18 protein-coding genes are annotated in these 18409 nt (G+C 36.1%); 4 read left to right on the forward strand and 14 right to left on the reverse strand.

The features are described 5' to 3' along the window. Nucleotides 1-86: 86 nt before the first annotated feature. From murD to mraZ, 7 genes are read right to left on the reverse strand one after another with little or no spacing between them, the layout of a single operon-like run. The gene (murD, locus tag P7V56_RS00315; protein WP_171222103.1) at nt 87-1421 is read right to left on the reverse strand and encodes a UDP-N-acetylmuramoyl-L-alanine--D-glutamate ligase; all 1335 of its coding nucleotides are present in this window, start codon (nt 1419-1421) and stop codon (nt 87-89) included. 1 nt (nt 1422) lies between these two features. Then, nucleotides 1423-2634: a phospho-N-acetylmuramoyl-pentapeptide-transferase gene (gene mraY / locus P7V56_RS00320; RefSeq protein WP_171222102.1), complete on the reverse strand. Its 1212-nt coding sequence runs from the start codon at nt 2632-2634 to the stop codon at nt 1423-1425. A 4-nt stretch (nt 2635-2638) separates the two neighbouring features. Next, nucleotides 2639-4102 (reverse strand): UDP-N-acetylmuramoyl-L-alanyl-D-glutamate--2,6-diaminopimelate ligase, encoded by a 1464-nt coding sequence (locus tag P7V56_RS00325; RefSeq protein ID WP_171222101.1) that lies wholly within the window; start codon nt 4100-4102, stop codon nt 2639-2641. Then, complete coding sequence (locus P7V56_RS00330; protein WP_171222100.1) at nt 4099-6108, reverse strand: PASTA domain-containing penicillin-binding protein; 2010 nt, start codon at nt 6106-6108, stop codon at nt 4099-4101. The genes P7V56_RS00325 and P7V56_RS00330 overlap by 4 nt, the downstream gene beginning before the upstream one ends. Continuing rightward, nucleotides 6099-6446, reverse strand: coding sequence for an FtsL-like putative cell division protein (locus P7V56_RS00335; RefSeq protein ID WP_171222099.1), 348 nt, complete (start codon nt 6444-6446; stop codon nt 6099-6101). Before P7V56_RS00335 ends, P7V56_RS00330 begins: the two co-directional genes overlap by 10 nt. Nucleotides 6447-6452: 6 nt before the next feature. Beyond that, nucleotides 6453-7361, reverse strand: coding sequence for a 16S rRNA (cytosine(1402)-N(4))-methyltransferase RsmH (gene rsmH / locus P7V56_RS00340; RefSeq protein WP_171222098.1), 909 nt, complete (start codon nt 7359-7361; stop codon nt 6453-6455). Beyond that, complete coding sequence (gene mraZ / locus P7V56_RS00345) at nt 7336-7809, reverse strand: division/cell wall cluster transcriptional repressor MraZ (RefSeq protein WP_171222097.1); 474 nt, start codon at nt 7807-7809, stop codon at nt 7336-7338. Before mraZ ends, rsmH begins: the two co-directional genes overlap by 26 nt. A gap of 391 nt (nt 7810-8200) precedes the next feature. On the opposite strand from mraZ, the gene P7V56_RS00350 reads away from it, so the two are divergent. Together P7V56_RS00350 and yihA are read left to right on the forward strand one after the other, a co-directional pair. Next, nucleotides 8201-8965, forward strand: a complete 765-nt coding sequence (locus P7V56_RS00350; RefSeq protein WP_171222096.1) for an alpha/beta fold hydrolase — start codon at nt 8201-8203, stop codon at nt 8963-8965. Between the two features lie 36 nt (nt 8966-9001). Continuing rightward, entirely contained in the window at nt 9002-9619 is a 618-nt protein-coding gene (yihA, locus tag P7V56_RS00355) for a ribosome biogenesis GTP-binding protein YihA/YsxC (protein WP_171222095.1), read from the forward strand. A gap of 26 nt (nt 9620-9645) precedes the next feature. Here yihA and gldC read toward each other — a convergent pair whose 3' ends face one another. Both gldC and gldB read right to left on the reverse strand, forming a co-directional pair. Then, a complete protein-coding gene (gene gldC / locus P7V56_RS00360) occupies nt 9646-9981 on the reverse strand; it encodes a gliding motility protein GldC (RefSeq protein ID WP_171222094.1) in 336 nt (111 codons plus the stop codon). Then, on the reverse strand, nt 9974-10936 hold the full coding sequence (gldB, locus tag P7V56_RS00365) for a gliding motility lipoprotein GldB (protein WP_171222093.1): 963 nt from the start codon (nt 10934-10936) through the stop codon (nt 9974-9976). The genes gldC and gldB overlap by 8 nt, the downstream gene beginning before the upstream one ends. A gap of 96 nt (nt 10937-11032) precedes the next feature. On the opposite strand from gldB, the gene nadE reads away from it, so the two are divergent. Then, entirely contained in the window at nt 11033-11839 is an 807-nt protein-coding gene (gene nadE / locus P7V56_RS00370) for an NAD(+) synthase (RefSeq protein WP_171222092.1), read from the forward strand. 83 nt (nt 11840-11922) lie between these two features. Beyond that, a complete protein-coding gene (locus P7V56_RS00375; protein WP_171222091.1) occupies nt 11923-12552 on the forward strand; it encodes a response regulator transcription factor in 630 nt (209 codons plus the stop codon). Nucleotides 12553-12583: 31 nt separating this feature from the next. On the opposite strand, the gene dnaG is transcribed toward P7V56_RS00375, so the two are convergent. The 5 genes from dnaG to P7V56_RS00400 all read right to left on the reverse strand — a co-directional run bounded on the left by dnaG (nt 12584) and on the right by P7V56_RS00400 (nt 18335). Further along, the gene (gene dnaG / locus P7V56_RS00380; protein ID WP_171222090.1) at nt 12584-14575 is read right to left on the reverse strand and encodes a DNA primase; all 1992 of its coding nucleotides are present in this window, start codon (nt 14573-14575) and stop codon (nt 12584-12586) included. 154 nt (nt 14576-14729) lie between these two features. Continuing rightward, nucleotides 14730-15785 carry a hypothetical protein gene (locus P7V56_RS00385; RefSeq protein WP_171222089.1) on the reverse strand — a complete coding sequence of 352 codons (1056 nt, stop codon included), beginning with the start codon at nt 15783-15785 and terminating at the stop codon, nt 14730-14732. An 80-nt stretch (nt 15786-15865) separates the two neighbouring features. Further along, nucleotides 15866-16663, reverse strand: coding sequence for a hypothetical protein (locus tag P7V56_RS00390; RefSeq protein ID WP_304986231.1), 798 nt, complete (start codon nt 16661-16663; stop codon nt 15866-15868). After that, a complete protein-coding gene (locus P7V56_RS00395) occupies nt 16644-17204 on the reverse strand; it encodes an RNA polymerase sigma factor (RefSeq protein ID WP_171222087.1) in 561 nt (186 codons plus the stop codon). The genes P7V56_RS00390 and P7V56_RS00395 overlap by 20 nt, the downstream gene beginning before the upstream one ends. 150 nt (nt 17205-17354) lie before the next feature. Then, complete coding sequence (locus P7V56_RS00400) at nt 17355-18335, reverse strand: polyprenyl synthetase family protein (protein WP_171222086.1); 981 nt, start codon at nt 18333-18335, stop codon at nt 17355-17357. Between the last annotated feature and the right edge of the window lie 74 nt (nt 18336-18409).

The following is an 18409-nucleotide window of genomic DNA, read 5'->3' on the forward strand; positions in this document are numbered from 1 at the left end:
TTTTTAGCTTTTAGCTATCAGCCGTCAGCTTTTAGCCTATATTCCTCTTTTTTGCTAACAGCTTATTGCTGAAAGCTTATTGCTCTTTATAAATTTTTTACGGCTGCTTTGAACTGATTTCCTCTGTCTTCGTAGTTTTGGAACAAATCAAAACTCGCGCAAGCCGGAGACAATAAAACCGCATCGCCTTTTTCCGCTAAATGTTTCGACGTGTTTACCGCGTCTCGCATGTTATCTACTTCTACCATCATATCGACTACATCGCTGAAAGCATCGATGATTTTTTTATTGTCTAAACCAAGACAAATAATCGCTTTTACTTTTTCTCTTACTAACGGCATCAACTCGCTGTAGTCGTTACCTTTATCAACACCACCTACAATCCAAACGGTTGGAACAGTCATGCTGTCTAAAGCGAAGAAAGTGGCGTTCACATTAGTGGCTTTGCTGTCGTTGATGTATTGTACATTTTGAATTTTCAATACCTTTTCTAATCGATGTTCAACCCCTTGGAAATTAGACAAACTTTCGCGTATGGTTTGTTTTCTGATTTTCATCAATTGGGCGACAGAAGTAGCAGCCATAGCGTTTTTCATATTGTGTTTTCCTTCCAATGAAATGTCAGCGGTTTTCATTTCAAATTCTTCGTTGTTGATAATAATATCCATAGTATTGTTTTTTATAAAGGCTCCGTTTTCAAAAGTTTGTAATAATGAAAAAGGAATTAATTGTGCTTTTGTTTTGTTGTTTTGTAACCATGCTGAAATCGCTTCGTCATCGGCGTCGTAGATGAAAAAATCATCTTCAGTTTGGTTCATTGTTATTCTGAATTTTGAGGCGATATAATTTTCATATTTGTATTCATATCGATCCAAATGATCCGGACTGATGTTAGTCAGAATCGCTATATCTGGCTTGTAATTTATAATTCCGTCTAATTGAAAACTGCTCAATTCCAACACATAGTAATCATAGTTTTCTTCGGCTACTTGCCAAGCAAAACTTTTACCAATGTTTCCGCCCAATCCTACATTCAGTCCGCCTTCTTTGAGCAAATGGTAAGTCAACATTGTTGTGGTTGTCTTACCGTTGCTTCCGGTGATTCCAATGGTTTTGGCATTGGTAAACGGATAAGCAAACTCGATTTCGGAAATGACTGAAATTCCATTTTCCAACAGTTTTTTTACCAAAGGTGCTTTATCCGGAATTCCGGGACTTTTCATGACTACATCGGCATTGAGTATTAATTCCTCGGTATGCTTTTCGTCTTCCCATTTGATTTCATATTGATTAAGAACGTCTCTATATTTATCTTTTATTTTCCCCATATCGGACACAAAAACATCGTATCCTTCTTTCTTTCCTAAAATGGCGGTTCCCACACCGCTTTCTCCTCCACCAAGTACAACCAATCGCTTCATGCTATCTCAATTTTAAAGTCACTATGGAAACGATGGCTAACAGTATGGCCACAATCCAAAAACGGGTTACGATTTTACTTTCGTGATAACCTTTCTTTTGGTAATGGTGGTGTAATGGTGACATAAGGAAAATACGCCTTCCTTCACCAAAGCGTTTTTTGGTGTATTTGAAATAAGAAACCTGCAGGATTACGGATAAGTTTTCGGCAAAGAAGATGGCACACAATACGGGCAACAACATCTCTTTACGAACTGAAATCGCCAATACTGCAATAATTCCGCCGATGGTCAAACTTCCTGTATCTCCCATGAATACCGATGCCGGAAAAGAATTGTACCAAAGAAACCCAATCAAAGCACCAACAAAAGCCGAAATAAATACAGTCATTTCTCCCGAATTCGGGATGTACATAATGTTTAGATAATCAGACAAAATCACGTTACCCGAAACGAAGGTAAAAATCCCCAATGCGAGCACCGAAATGGCTGAAGTTCCTGCGGCCAGGCCATCAATTCCATCGGTTAAATTGGCACCGTTTGAAACAGCAGTGATGATAAAAATTACAATGGGTATAAAGATTAACCAAGCCCAATTTTCATAACCTTCGCCAGTCCATTCGATGAATTTGGCATAATCCAACTCGTTGTTTTTAGTGAACGGAATAGTCGTTGTGGTTGATTTGTGTTCGATTGGAGTTTGTGAAACTACATTTTCGGTTTGGTTAACTGCTTTTTCTCTAACCGTTACACCGGGATGAAAATACAACACCGAACCCACGATTAAACCTAAACCTACTTGCCCGATTACTTTGAAAATTCCTTTTAATCCTTGTTTGTCTTTTTTGAAAATTTTGATGTAATCATCTATGAAGCCAATAGTTCCCATCCAAAGTGTGGTTACTATTAAAAGAATGATGTAAATATTATTGAGCTTGGTCAACAAAATCACCGGAATCAAGGTGGCGATAATGATGATTAATCCACCCATCGTGGGTGTTCCCGCTTTTTCATTTTGCCCTTGCAATCCCAGTTCTCTCACGGTTTCGCCAACTTGTTGGTTTCTCAAAAAGTTGATGATTTTTTTTCCGTAAATGGTGGAAATCATCAACGATAAAATAATCGCTAAAGCCGAACGAAATGTAATGTATTGGAAAACTCCGGTTCCCGGAACATCCATGGTTTTGTCGAGGTATTCAAATAAATAATATAGCATAGGTTTATTTATTTAGCTGTTCTAATAGTTCTTTTACAATTTTCATATCGTCAAAATCATGGCGAACACCTTGAATTTCCTGATAAGTTTCATGTCCTTTTCCTGCGATTAGGATAATATCATTTGGCCCTGCTAATTGACAAGCGGTTTTAATGGCTTGTTTTCTATCGACAATTGACAAGGTTTTTTTATGGTTTTGCGGTTCTACCCCTTTTTCCATATCGGCAATAATATCTATTGGATCTTCGGTTCTCGGGTTGTCTGAAGTGATGATTACTTGATTGCTCATGCTTGTGGCAATATTAGCCATGATGGGTCTTTTGGCTTTGTCTCTATCGCCACCACAACCTACAACGGTTATTAGCTTTTCATTGTTGCTTCGGATATCATTTATGGTACTCAAAACATTTTCCAAAGCATCCGGAGTATGAGCGTAATCAACAATCGCGGTGATTTTTTGGTTGGAAACGATAAATTGGAAACGACCTGAAACACTTTCTAATTCTGAAAGCAAGCGCAATACTTCTAATTTATCGAGGCCTAATTCCACGGCTGTTCCGAAAATCGCTAATAAATTATAAGCATTGAATGTGCCAATAAGTCTAACCCAAACCTCATTTTCATTAATCTTTAACAACAAACCTGACAATTGATTTTCTAAAATTTGGGCTTTGTAATCGGCATAAGATTTTAGAGCGTAAGTCAATTTTTTGGCGTAGGTATTTTGCAGCATTACCAATCCGTTTTTGTCATCGATATTGGTTAAAGCAAAAGCCGTTTTGGGCAAATGGTCAAAAAATGACTTCTTGACATCTCTGTATTCGGCAAATGTCGGATGGTAATCTAAATGGTCGTGAGACAAATTCGTAAAAACACCTCCGGCAAAGTGCAACCCTTCGGCACGTTTTTGATGAATACCGTGAGAGCTAACTTCCATGAAGCAATATTCAACACCAACGGCATTCATTTCGGCCAAATAATAATTGATGGTTAACGAATCCGGCGTAGTGTGGGTTGCTTTGTATTCAGTATCATCAACCATAATTTTTACAGTGGATAACAAGCCTACTTTATAACCTGCTTTTTTAAATAATTGAAACAATAGAGAAGCAATGGTTGTTTTACCATTTGTTCCTGTGATGCCGACTAATTTTAAGTTTTGTGACGGATTACCATAATAATTGGCTGCCAAAAAGGCTAAAGCTGCATTGGTATCTTTTACTTGAATATAGGTTACACCGGTTACAATAATTTCCGGCAAAGTATCGCAAACGACAACCGTTGCTCCTGAATTTATTGCTTTTTCGATAAAATCATGACCATTGGAAACCGTTCCTCTAATCGCTACAAAAACATCATTCTCCAGAACTTTTCTCGAGTCGAATTCGATTTTACCAATAGTCATTTCGGTCGAACCTTTTACGACTTCGATAGCTACTTTATATAATATGTCTTTTAAAATAATCACGACAATTCGAGTATAATGGTTGTGTTTTTATTGAATGCTGAACCCGGCTGAACAGACTGTCTTTTAACTTTTCCGAACCCGATTACTTTCACTTTCACTTTCATGTTTTCCAAAAGCGCCACAGCATCCATACCGCTCATTCCTTTTACATTAGGAATGGTTTTTCCGTCGGCATTTGATTTCACCGCATATTCATTATAGGCTTTCTCTTGCTTGCCTATTTTTTTGTTTAGATTTTTGATTTCGTTGGTTGATGGTGCATCGGTAAAAATCTTTTGGGCTACACGTTTGAAAACCGGTCCGGCCACATCGGCTCCGTAATAATTGTTCCCTGAAGTATTGGGTTTGTGTACAACCACGATACAAGAATATTTCGGATTTTCTGCCGGGAAAAAGCCCACGAAAGAAGAAATGTAATGTTTTTCGCTGCCGCCGTTTTTACCGTAATTGGCTTGAGCAGTACCGGTTTTTCCGGCCATGGAAAAGTCTTTGGAATACAACTTTGAACCTGTTCCTCTTTTCACCACATTCTCTAAAACCGCTTTCAATTTCATAACCGTTTCATCGGAACAGATTTTCGGATTGATGACTTCTTTATTGTATTTTTTAATGGTTTTGTTCCATTCTTTGATTTCGGAAACGAATTGTGGTTTTACCATTTCACCATTATTGGCAATCGCATTGTACAAAGTCAAGGTTTGCAAAGGGGTAACCGAAACGCCATAGCCAAAAGCCATCCAAGGTAAAGAAATGGCACTCCAATGTTTGTCACCCGGTTGTGGAATATAAGGTCTGCCTTCGCCTTGAAATGGCAATCCTAATGGTTTGTTCAATCCCATTCTGTCTATTCTGTCAACAAATTCTTTTGGATTATTTTTGTAATTCTCATAAACAGCTTGTACTAAAACCGTGTTGGAGGACACTTCAAAACCTCTTCCCAAAGAAATTTTACCATAACCACCTTCATGAGAATCTCTGACTTTTTTACCTCGGTATTCAATGATTCCTCCCCGACTGTCATAAACTTTACTCGTATCAACTTTTCCGTCATCCAACAAGGCAATCATATCTACCAGCTTAAAGGTTGAACCCGGTTCGTGTGATTCGGCAACGGCATAATTCTGTGTTTCAAAATAGGTTGAATCGGTTTCTTTTAATTTGCCTAAATTAGAAATAGCTCTGATTTTACCCGTTTTGGTCTCCATGACAATTACGCATCCGTGTTCTGCTTTGAACTCTTGTAACTGCTTCAACAAAGCATGATGGGCAATATCTTGAATGTAAACATCAATCGTAGAAATCACATCATAGCCATCTTGAGGGTCGATTTCGTTTTGGTCACGAATAGGTTTCCATTGTCCTTTGGCAATTTTTTGCTTAAGAACTTTTCCGTCTTTTCCGTTTAAATATTTTCTGAAAGACCATTCAATTCCTTTTCCATCCGGTTTCCCTTCCGGTGTAATTCTTTCGTAGCCAATGGTTCTTTCGGCAATTTTCCCTATTGGATGTTCGCGAACGGTTTCTTGCTCGGTAATCATTCCGCCTTTATTGGCGCCCAAATTGAACAATGGAAAGCTCTTGATTTTCATGTATTGCGTATAGCTCAAATCACGAGCAACCAACAAATACCTGTTTTTATTGTTTCTGGCCAAAGTCAGCTGAGAATGATAAAAAGAGCTTGGTTTGCCCAACATTTTCGCCAACGAGTCGGCCAATGGTCTTACATTTTTAGCAAAGTCTTCACCTTTTGGTGCCACCGCATCAAATCTGATATTGTAATTTGGGATAGAAGTGGCTAGCAAACTACCGTCAGCAGAATAAATATTTCCTTTATTGGCCGGAATCACGAAGTTTTTAACCGTCCTTTCTTTGGCTAATTTTCGGTAATGATCACCTTCAACCCACTGAATTTTTGTGAGTTTGAACGCAATAGCAAAAGCCATCAGAAACAGACAGAAAGCTACTAAGTAAATTCGGTAAGAGATATGTTTATCTTCTACTGCCATAATTTTTGGAAAAAAGTTTTTTCTACCGGTTTTTTAATTTTTATTTTTTGAGGCGGAACTGAGGAAGGAAAAATATTTCTCTCTTTCATTCTCTCGGAAACGGTCGATTCCATTTTTAATTTCATTAATTCAGAACGTTTGTCGACAAATTCAGAACGCAATTCTTTTACTTCATTGGTCAATTCGGCAATTCTGAAAATCTTCTGGTCGTAACGGTGTTCGTTGGCAATCATCAAAATCGCCAACAAGATTAAAAACACTATGAATCGCCAGTTTTTGGTAGCGTCTTCATTGACTAAAAATCGAGCTTTTAATATGCTGTAAACTCCTTTTTTCATCTGTTTTTAAACTTTTTCTGCTATTCTTAACTTAGCGCTGCGAGCTCTGTTGTTGATTTTAATTTCTGCTTCTGTCGGAACGATTAGTTTCCCTATTAATTTAAACGGCACCGAAAAATTTCCGAAGAAATCGCGTTCCGGTTCGCCTTCAAACATGCCGTTTTTCATGAAACGCTTTACCAATCTGTCTTCTAAGGAGTGATACGAAATCACACTTAATCTTCCTTCAGGCTTCAAGATTTCAAGGGATTGTTCCAAAAATTCTTTGAGCACTTCCATTTCTTGGTTGACTTCAATGCGAATGGCCTGATAGATTTGAGCCAAAACTTTGTTCTTTACTTTTTCGGGTAAATACTTAGCCAATACCATTTTTAACTCCTCAGTTGTATTGATAGTTTTCTTCTCTCTGGCTTCGATGATAGTCCTAGCGATGGCCGGTGCTGCTTTTAGTTCACCGTAATCCAAAAACACTCTTTTTAAATTGGTGTCATCGTATTCGTTAATCACTTTGTGCGCATCGAGTTCATTTTTTTTACTCATCCTCATATCCAAATCGGCATCAAAACGAGTAGAAAAACCTCTTTCCGGCACATCAAATTGGTGAGATGAAACACCCAAATCGGCTAAAATGCCATCAACACTTTTCACACCATGAAATCTCAAAAAACGTTTGATGTATCTGAAATTCTCTTGAATCAACGTAAATCTCTCATCGGGCAAAGTATTGGCCCAAGCATCTTCATCTTGGTCAAAACCGAACAACTTCCCATTCGGTCCTAATCGCTTCAAAATCTCTTTTGAATGACCTCCACCACCAAAAGTCACATCGACATAAATTCCATCGGGTTTGATATTCAAGCCATCGACTGTTTCTTTCAATAAGACCGGATTATGATACTCCATCTCCATCATCATTTATATTTCCCATTACATCTTCCGCTAAATCGGCAAAGTCTATATCGTCTCCTGCAATTGATTTTTCGTATAAATCTTTATCCCAAATCTCCACAATATTTACTGCAGACGACAGTACGATATCTTTTGAAATATGACCAAAAGCCACTAAATCTTTCGGGATTAACAATCGGCCCAAATCGTCTACCTCAACCACTTTTACTCCGGCTGTAAAACGGCGAATGAAGTCGTTATTTTTCTTTACAAATCGGTTGAGTTTGTTGATTTTTTGCATCATCAAATTCCATTCAGTCATTGGATATAATTCCAAACAAGGCTGAAATACAGAACGCTTCAAGACGAAGCCATCTTGAAGAGAATTAGCCAGTTGCTTCTTTAAAGCCGAAGGAATCATGAGTCTTCCCTTGGCGTCAACTTTGCATTCGTATGTTCCGATTATGGAGTTCAATTGTTGTTTATTTTGGTTATCAGCAAAAATATAAAAATTATTACCACAATTTACCACAAAATACCACTTTGTTGATAAGTTTTACCACTTCATTCCTTTTTACTTCAAAATCTAAAGAAATTCAGGTTTGGCAAAATATTGATGAATCTTTAACGAAATCAATTTTGACGAGAAAAAAAAGTATAAAAAACTCATTTTAAGCGTTTTTATTGCAGAAAACAAATTAAATGAACTTTAGAAAAACCAATTTAAAGACTGAAATTGAATGGGTATTTTTTGGAAAAATTATTAACTAAAAACTGCATTTTAGTAGTAAATATTCCTTTGACAACCGAATTTTTATCTATAAAATCATATATTTGTTGCCGAGGTAAAATGTCAAAAAAATTACATGGAAGGAAATTTTAAAAAAGAAGGAAGGTATTCCTATTTCGAAGCCGGAGAAGGCACGCCGATTGTTGTTTTACACGGATTGATGGGCGGATTGAGTAATTTTAACGGAGTAGCCGATTATTTTTCCTCTAATGGCTACAAAGTAGTCATTCCTGAGTTGCCTATTTATACCCAAAATATTTTAAAAACCAATGTTAAGGCTTTTGCCAAATACGTAAAAGACTTTATAACTTTTAAAGGTTTTGACCGAGTGATTTTGTTGGGCAATTCCCTTGGCGGACACATTGCTTTATACCATTCTAAAATGTATCCTGAAAAAGTAGCCGGATTAGTAATTACAGGCAGTTCAGGACTTTACGAAAGCGCCATGGGAGACAGCTACCCAAAACGAGGCGATTACGAATACATCAAGAAAAAAGCAGAAGCGGTTTTTTATGATCCGAAAGTGGCTACTAAAGAAATTGTTGACGAAGTTTTTTCGGTAGTGAATGACCGCATTAAAGTGATTAAAACGTTGACCATTGCCAAAAGTGCTATTCGTCACAACATGGCCAAAGATTTGCCAAAAATGCATGTGAAAACTTGTATTATTTGGGGTAAAAATGACCAAGTGACACCGCCGGAAGTAGCAGAAGAATTTCATAAATTAATGCCTAATTCTGAATTATATTGGATTGACAAATGTGGTCATGCGGCAATGATGGAACATCCTGATGAGTTTAACCGATTGTTACATGAATGGTTAAAAGAAGTTCATTTATAAACAAAAGTCCTTTACGGACTTTTTTATTTTAATACCATGAAAATTACCAGTGCCGAATTTATCATCAGCAATTCTGACGTAAGCAAATGTCCCAAAGAACCTTTGCCGGAATACGCCTTTATTGGTCGTTCTAATGTGGGCAAATCTTCTTTGATTAACATGTTGACCAATAATAAGAATTTGGCCAAAACTTCGGGGAAACCAGGAAAAACTCAGTTAATTAACCATTTTAAAATCAATTTGAATTGGTTTTTGGTCGATTTACCCGGTTATGGTTATGCTCGTGTTTCTAAAAAAACCAAAGAAGTTTTTCAAAAATTCATCACCGATTATTTTGAGAAAAGAGAACAATTGGTTTGTGCCTTTGTCTTGATTGACATTCGATTGGAAGCACAAAAAATTGATTTGGAATTCATCAATTATTTAGGTGAAATCGAAGTGCCTTTCTGCATCATTTTTACTAAAGCCGATAAAATAAGTAAAACTAAAATTGATTCCCATGTTGCGGCTTACCGCAAAGCCCTATTAGCCAATAATTGGGAAGAAATGCCACAATACTTTGTAACTTCATCACTTGAAGCAACCGGAAGAGAAACACTTTTAGAGTTTATTGATGGAGTAAACGCAGAAATGTTTAAAAGCGGAGATTTGTAAAAAAAGAGATCTAATGACCTCTTTTTCTATTTTTTCAACTCTAATTTCTCGGCAAAATAATCACAAAAATCCCTCATGGTGTCCGCCATTTTTTCATCGGTGGTTGCACGTTGAAAAGTATCCGACATCGCAACTAACGTTTGATGAAAGAATTTTTTCATTTCATCTACCGGCATATCTTTGGTCCACAAATCAATACGAAGAGTTTCTTGTGCCTTGCTGTCCCAAATGGAAAGCATCATGGCTTTGGCTTCTTCTTGCTCTACTCCTCCGTCTTGAGCGGTCCAAGTCAGCTTTTCTGGGATTCGATTTTCGTCTAATTCGACGTTAAATTTTATTTCGGATTTAATGGTATTACTCATTCTTTTTGGGTTTGTATTTTGATTTTTCAAATAATTCTTTGGCTTCCATTTTCAGCATATCTTGTAAACTTACTTCGTTATTTTCCATAAACGAGCGAACAATTTGCCAACCCACCCATTGTCCGACTCTACCGGGCGATTCATTGTCAATTTCCAGATAGAATTTAGAGAATGGCGCTACGTTGATAAATCGATTCGGTAATTTAGAATCCGAACTGAAGAGCAAACTTTCTTCAATAAAAAAGCGCCACATATAACTTTCATTTTCTTGACACCAAATAATTTGTTCCGGTAGAAAACCTATTTTTTCAGCATCGGTATGATTGGGAAGCACCAAATCTTTTAAGTACAATTCTTTCCCATAATAAACCATTTCTCCCAATAAAGTCTTGTCTTTTGGGGGCGGAATTTTTCTTATGGCATAACTGGTGACAATATCCGGCATCATCTGTCGCTCTTCGAAATTTTGTCTCAAATATTCGGGAAAAGTATAAAACTTGACCTCTTTACCAAGGTACAATTCCAAAGCGATGATTAATTTATCATTAGCATAAATGGCTTTGCTGGTATAATCCATTTCACCAATTACCGTGTAAACTTTAGGCAAAACAGTTTCAGGGAAATAATATTTTAAATGTTTGAACAAATCCTCAATTTCGTTAGTTTGTTTCTCAAAATCAGGATATTTCTTTTGCACTTCGGTATATAAATCACGCCAGTCCTTGTTTTGCATTTTTTCAATCCAAACCTCATCCGGTGTTCCTTCAGGAAAAAAGAATGGGTATTCTGCTTTCAAAGCAGCCAATTCATTTGGATTAGCTTCAAAAAAAGCCCGGTCAAACCTATCCACTTGCAAGGCAACCGGGATTTCTTCGACAGCCTTTTCTACTTTAGTTTTTTGATCACAAGAAACTAACAAAAAACCCAATGTTAATATTGCAAAATACTTTTTCATTATAGAGAATTAATATGACAAAAATGGAAGTGAAAAGTTTGTGATTTTTTACATTTGCAAATATACGTTTCCGTTTCTAAAAACTTTCATAAAAAAATGGCTAAAAAAAGCAAACTAAAAGTAGGGGAAGTCAATACCTTTATTGTTTCATGGTTAAAGGATTACGCTACAAAAGCAAAAGTGAATGGTTTTGTGATTGGTATTTCTGGTGGAGTTGATTCGGCTGTAACCTCAACCTTGTGTGCTCAAACCGGTTTAACAACTTTGTGTGTTGAAATGCCGATTCATCAAGACCCTACGCAAGTGAGTCGCGGAAGGGAACACATTGAACAATTGAAAAAAAGATTTCCGAATGTTCAAAATATTGAAGCAGACTTGACCGGCGTTTTTGAAACATTTAAGCAAGCGGTACCCAAATCTGATAATGAAACCAAATTGAATTTGTCATTGGCCAATACCCGAGCGAGATTGCGAATGACGACTTTGTATTATTTTGCCGGAATTCATGGATTATTGGTCGCCGGAACAGGGAATAAAGTAGAAGATTTTGGCGTTGGTTTTTATACCAAATATGGAGATGGCGGAGTTGATTTGAGTCCAATTGCCGATTTAATGAAAAGTGATGTATATGCCTTGGGCGAATATTTAGAAATTCCGAAGTCGATACAAAATGCGGCTCCGACCGATGGATTGTTTGGTGATTCAAGAACCGATGAAGATCAATTGGGTGCGAGTTATGATGAATTAGAATGGGCAATGTCTGAAGCCGAAAACAATAAAAAAAGCGATGATTTCACAGGAAGAGAGAAAGAAGTCTTTGAGATTTATAAGAAGTTAAATACAATAAATCAGCATAAAATGACCCCAATTCCTGTATGTATAATCCCAAGTTTTTTAAAATAATCTCAATTCTGTTAACATTTTTCGAATATAATTTTTTAACTTTACAGTAAATTTCTATTAATTTTTTATCAAATACCACAATTATGATAAATGTATGTATTGCGGATAACTTTCCAGTTGTTCACTTTGGAATGAAAGCATATTTCAAAGATCACCCTGAAATAAGCATCGTTTCCAATGTAGGAAATTTTTTTATGGTTCCCGATGCCTTAAGAAACAAAGAAATTGACGTCTTAATCATCGATTTAGAACTTGAAGGACTTAAAAGTATTTATGAAGTCAAGTCAATCATCAGAAATTTCCCGAAGACTAAAGTTATCGTCTTCAGTAGTTTGTCGGAGCACATCTACGCACCAAACGCTATCAAAGCAGGCTGTGCAGGTTATGTTCACAAGACATCAAAGCTTGAGAATTTAGGAATAACCATTGTCAAAGTACACCAAGGACAAATTATCCTAAATGAAGAAATCAAGAGAAACTTAGCATTAATTGCCAAGCAAAACAAATCAGAACGTTTGTACCGCAAACTTTCGAACAGAGAGATTGAAGTGTTGCGTTTCTTAAGCGATGGCAAGAAAAACAATGAAATCGCTAAAATTTTAGCCCTTAACGAAAAAACTATCAGTACTTACAAACTTCGCCTGCTAACGAAGCTTAACGTGACGAACTTGGTTGACCTCGTGAATAAAGCTAAGACTTTGGAAATCGTTTAAAAAATTAAAACCCCGAGATTTCGGGGTTTTTTTATAAGTATGTAGAACGTATTCTGCCTATTTTGTTGGTCAAAGTGACTTTTAATTTATTGTAATCATTAATCATTACTTTGATTTCCTCTAAGTCACTATTCTCTTCTTCTGCGGAGAAACTGTTCATTAAATCAACAATCAATTTATTAATCAGATATTCACGTAAAGAAATTAAAGTTTCGGTAACTAAATTTGTAAGTACTTCTTCAGAATCTTTTTCTTTTACAAAAACCTGCTTTTTTTCCAACCAACCCGCTAATGTATAACGTTCATTTTCCATTATTAAATTTGAAATGAAACTTGAGTGTTCCTCTTCTAAAGTATTCATGTAATTCACTATTTCAAAACTTGGATTATTGACATAATTATGAATCAAATCATTATATATTTCCTGAAATAATGGATTAGTGAAGCTTATTTCATCTTCTTGAAGACTCAAAAAAATACGTTCGGAAATTTTACACTTTATTTTCTCTTTGACTTCAATTTCATTGCCCTCTTCATCAAAATTGACATAGATATTTTCAAAATCTGTTTCTAAATTCCCATACAGAACCAATATATTTATAATACTGATTTCAAGATTTGATAAAATATCTAGTTTCTCTCTGGCTACTTGAACATCATTCTTAACAACCTCAAAAGCCTTTTGTTCGGTCTTAAGTTTCTTTCCGGCTTCCGAAATGTCTTTTTGCACCAATTGCGCTAAAGTATTCAGCAAAACCTGCTCCGAAATATCCATGATACGGGCGGTTTCTTGGATATAAATTTCTCTTTTGATTCGGTCCGGAATTTTGGAAATACTCACGACCATATCGCGAATCAAATCAGCCTTTTTTATCGGATCATTTTTGGCTTCATCCATCAAAAGTGAAGCTTTGAACTGAATAAAATCTTTAGCGTTGTTTTCTAAATAGTGGACTAAATCCTCATAAGAATTTTTTCTGGCGAAACTGTCCGGATCATCACCATCGGGGAAAGTACAAACCTTCACATTCATCCCTTCTTCCAAAATCAAATCGATTCCGCGCACAGAAGCTCTCAATCCGGCCGCATCACCATCAAAAAGCACAGTGATATTTTTAGTCAAACGATTGATTAATCGGATCTGATCGGGCGTTAAAGCCGTTCCGGATGACGCTACTACATTTTCAACACCGGCATGGTGCAACTGAATAACATCAGTATAACCTTCGACTAAATAACAGTTGTTCTGTTTAGCAATGGCTTGTTTAGCGTGGAAAATCCCATACAAAACTTTACTCTTATGGTAAATGTCGCTTTCGGGTGAATTAAGGTATTTGGCTGCTTTTTTATCATTAGTCAAAATCCTACCGCCGAAACCTAAGTTTCTTCCGGACAAACTTTGAATCGGGAACATGACTCTGCCTTTGAAACGGTCGAAATGCTTTCCGTCTTCACGAGTAATGGTTAATCCGACTTTTTCCAAGAATTCTAATTGGTAACCTTTGGCCAAAGCTTCTTTGGTAAAGGCATCCCAAGACTCGGGCGAATAACCCAAACCAAATTTGGCAATCGTTTCATTGGTAAAACCTCTTTCTTTGAAATAAGATAAACCTATAGCTTTCCCTTCTTCGGTATTTAAAAGAGTGTCGTGAAAATAGCTTTTGGCAAATTCCGACACCAAATACATACTTTCTTTTTCGTTGGCTTCGATTTTATCTTCTTGAGAAACTTCGGTTTCTTCAATTTCGATATTGTACTTGTTGGCCAAATAACGAATCGCTTCCGGATAGGTAAAATGCTCGTGTTCCATCAAAAAAGTCACTACACTTCCCCCTTTTCCCGAACTGAAATCTTTCCAAATTTGTTTTACCGGTGACACCATAAAGGAAGGCGAGCGTTCATCCGAAAAAGGACTCAAGCCTTTAAAATTACTTCCGGCACGTTTGAGCTGAACGAAATCACCGATGACTTCTTCCACACGTGCGGTTTCAAATACTTTATCTATGGTTTCGCGGGTAATCAAAATAGATTGTTAGATTGTTAGATTGTTAGAAACTTAAAAAAAATCAAAGAGGGTAAATTTACACATTCAGAATTTAAAATTTAAAATTTAAAATAAAAAAAGATGCTCCATTGCTGAAACATCTTTTCAAAGTATAAACTAACCTAATCAATTTTTAATTAAAGTCGAAACGAACTCCTAATGAAATATTATTTTGCTTGATAGCATTGTCTTTGAACAACGGATTCAAATCGTATTTCAAATACAAACTGGTTTCTCCGTAACCAATATAAGTACTCACGCCGTAGATAAAATCATTGGCATTAAAATCGCCTTTTTCTTTTACGGAAACATCATTTCCGTCTAATTCATAACACAATTTTTGTTTCGATTTTACTCTTAATCCCGCATAACCACCAATTCCGAAACGAACGCTTTCATGGGTTCTGAAGATTTTCTTTCCGTCTTTATCTTTTGCTTTGGTGAAATCAAATTCTAAGTGCATTGGTACCGTTAGGTAAACATTTCTGAAACGAGAATCTTTTAAATTTACCGGACTGGTTTCTAAATTGGTTTGGTTGCCATTGACTACAAACAGGCGATTGTCTGTTGGACGCAAGTTGTTGTACATTAAAGACAGTCCGTATTTTAAATGCAATAAATTGTCGTTTTTGAAAAGGCGTGTATTCGATGTAAAACCCCATTCGTAAAAGTGAGAACCCCAATATCTGTAGTCGGAATTAGCGGCGCTTCCGTCTGTCACTAAATTATTGACACCGGCTGCAAAAACAAACTGCGATGTAGTTCTTCTTTCCCCTCTGCTTTTTCGAATAGAATCATTATTAGTCCAATTCCATTTAACCGTAACCTTATCTTTTCCGTCCGTGATTTTTCCGGCTACTTTTTGGTTGACCAATTCTTTTAACTCTTCCTGAGCAGCGCCAACTCTAGTTTCAATATTTTTGGAACGGATTTCAGCAAATTGTAATTTCTTTTCGTCGGCTTGCTCTTTGGTAATGGTTCCGGCTTCTAATTCTTTGTTCACCGATTCAATTTCGGCCTTTAAAGCTGCTTTTTCTTCTTTGGTTATAGCGTCAATTTTATTGGCAATAAGTTTTACTCTTAATTCAAAACTGGTCTCTTGAACGTCCACTTTTAAAGTGCCTTGCGCAACTGCTTTAGTTACTATCATACTCAGGGCTAATGAGGCATAAATGATAAAATTCTTCATGATGTTTGTGATTTAAATTGTGATTAATGATTGTTAAATTTTAAGGGCAATGTTCAATTATTATTTGATATTGTTGTCACTTATTCGTTATTTCTATTGGCCAAGGCCACTTTAACTTCTTGGTAATTTTTGTTGATTTTTTGAAGCATTTTTTCTCTGAAGGAATATTCCACTTCACCGTCTACTTGAGAAAGTAAGCTTTTGGCATCTACTTTAATATTTGATTTAGAATCCGTTGATTGTTTGCTAGATTTGTCTAAATCAGCCAGTAACAGTTCATCTGTTTTGAAGTTGCCTTCCGGTTTAATAAAAACCTTTTTGGTATTATCAACTTTGATGTAAATATCCTTTTTGTCTTGAATTTTCGGCAGGTCTTTTATCGCGATATCAGACGGATTTTGGAACTCAATAGGCTTGTCTTTGATGATTTGATTTTGATTGGCATTTACTTTTTGATTAACTGTTGCATTTTGATTGTTTTGCTTTTTGTTGATGATTGAACCTCCTTGATTATTGTTGATTGATTGTTGATTTTCTGATGTCGCAACCGCTTCGTATTGTATTGGTGCTTCTACGATTGGATTTTGATTTTTCTCTGTTGCGTTTTGAACTGTGTCAATTTTAGTCTCTGTTCCAACTACAGTATTTATGTTGTTAATTTCTGTTCCATTTTGATTGAACAAAAACAAACCAAGTGTTACGAAAACCAAAATGCTGGCAGCAATAAACAAAAAGCCAAAAGGTTTTTTTGTTTTTTTTTCTTCAGCTACCGAAAGCATAGCATCCAATCGGTCCCAAGCTTGGGATGATGGCTGAATCTCTCTGGCATTCAACTTTTCTCTGAACTGTTTTTCTATTTTATTCGGTTCCATTTTCATAATTTTTTAATTTGGTAACATTCTCCTGCAACATTTTTCGAGCGTGTGATAATTGTGATTTTGAAGTGCCTTCACTGATGCCTAGCATCGTGGCGATTTCGTGATGTTTAAATCCTTCTATCGCATATAAATTGAAAATCATTTTGTAGCCATCGGGCAAACTGTCAATCAAAAACTGTATGTCTTCCACTGAAAATTGACTTTCAATATTATTATGTCTTTCTTCAAAATACGTTTCGTCTTCAATGAACTTTACTTTTTTCTGAACTCTGATAAACGAAATGCATTCGTTAATCATTACTCTTCTGATCCAACCTTCAAAACTGCCTTTGTGTTCAAAATTTTTCAGATTGGTAAACACTTTCATAAAAGCGGTAATCATAATGTCTTCCGCTTGGTGTACATCTTTTATATACTGACGGCAAACACTCAACATTTTCGGAGCATATTTGGAATAAATCTGATGCTGAGCATGGCGATTGTTTTCGATGGCCAACTCGATTAATTCTTTTTCCTCTTTATGTAAGTTGATTACTTTCAAAACTATTGGTTAGTGTTTCTATTGGCATAGACGAGCGTCGTCGAAAAATGGTTGCATGATGATTTGAAAAAAAATCAATTTGAATATAAAAAAAGTAGAAAACATCAATAAAATCAATGCTTTACAGCAGAAAATATTTTTGAAAAAAAATTATTTTTTTCTTTCAATAACATAATTTACCATTAGCGAAAGAGCATCTCTGAATTCAGATTGGGGAAAATTGGAGAGTATTTCAAGGGCTTCTTGTTGAAATTGCATCATTTTTTGTTCGGCATATTGTAAACCGTTTTTGTCTTTGACAAATTGGATGACTTCCTTAACGCGTTTTTTGTCTTTGTTGTGGTTTTTAATTGAATTGATACACCAACTTTTTTCTTTATCGGAACAATTGTTCAAAGCATGAATCAATGGTAAAGTCATTTTTTGTTCTTTGATGTCGATACCTGTTGGCTTACCAATCGCATCATCAGTATAATCGAATAAGTCATCTTTGATTTGAAAAGCCATTCCGATGAGTTCGCCAAATTTCCGCATGGCTTCTACTTGATCCTCATCTTCAGAAACCGATTTAGCACCAAGAGCACAACATGAAGCAATTAAGGTTGCTGTTTTTTTTCGGATTATTTCGTAATAAACGTCTTCTACTATATCTAATCTTCTGGCTTTTTCTATTTGGAGTAATTCGCCTTCACTCATTTCGCGCACAGCGACAGAGATTATTCTGAGCAAATCAAAATCGCCATGATCTATGGAAAGTAATAATCCTTTAGACAATAAATAATCACCCACCAAAACTGCGATTTTGTTTTTCCACAAAGCATTAATGGAGAAAAATCCGCGGCGGCGATTGCTGTCATCTACCACATCATCATGAACCAAAGTTGCTGTGTGAATCAATTCGATTACTGAAGCTCCGCGATAAGTTCTTTCATTAACCTCACCTTTTTCAGAAAGCATTTTGGCCACCAAAAAAACAAACATCGGTCGCATTTGCTTTCCTTTTCGGTTGACAATATAATAAGTAATTCGGTTTAAAAGCGCCACTTTAGAAGTCATCGATTCGTAGAACTTTTTCTCGAAAAGTTCCATTTCATTCTGAATAGGCTTTTTTATTTGCGAAGTAATATTCATTAAAATAACAACCGAATAGCATCGGGCTTTCAAAGATACAATAATGAAAGCGTTTGAAAAAAATATTTACTTTT

It is taken from the genome of Flavobacterium sp. IMCC34852, assembly GCF_030643905.1.
Taxonomy (GTDB): Bacteria; Bacteroidota; Bacteroidia; order Flavobacteriales; family Flavobacteriaceae; genus Flavobacterium; species Flavobacterium rivulicola.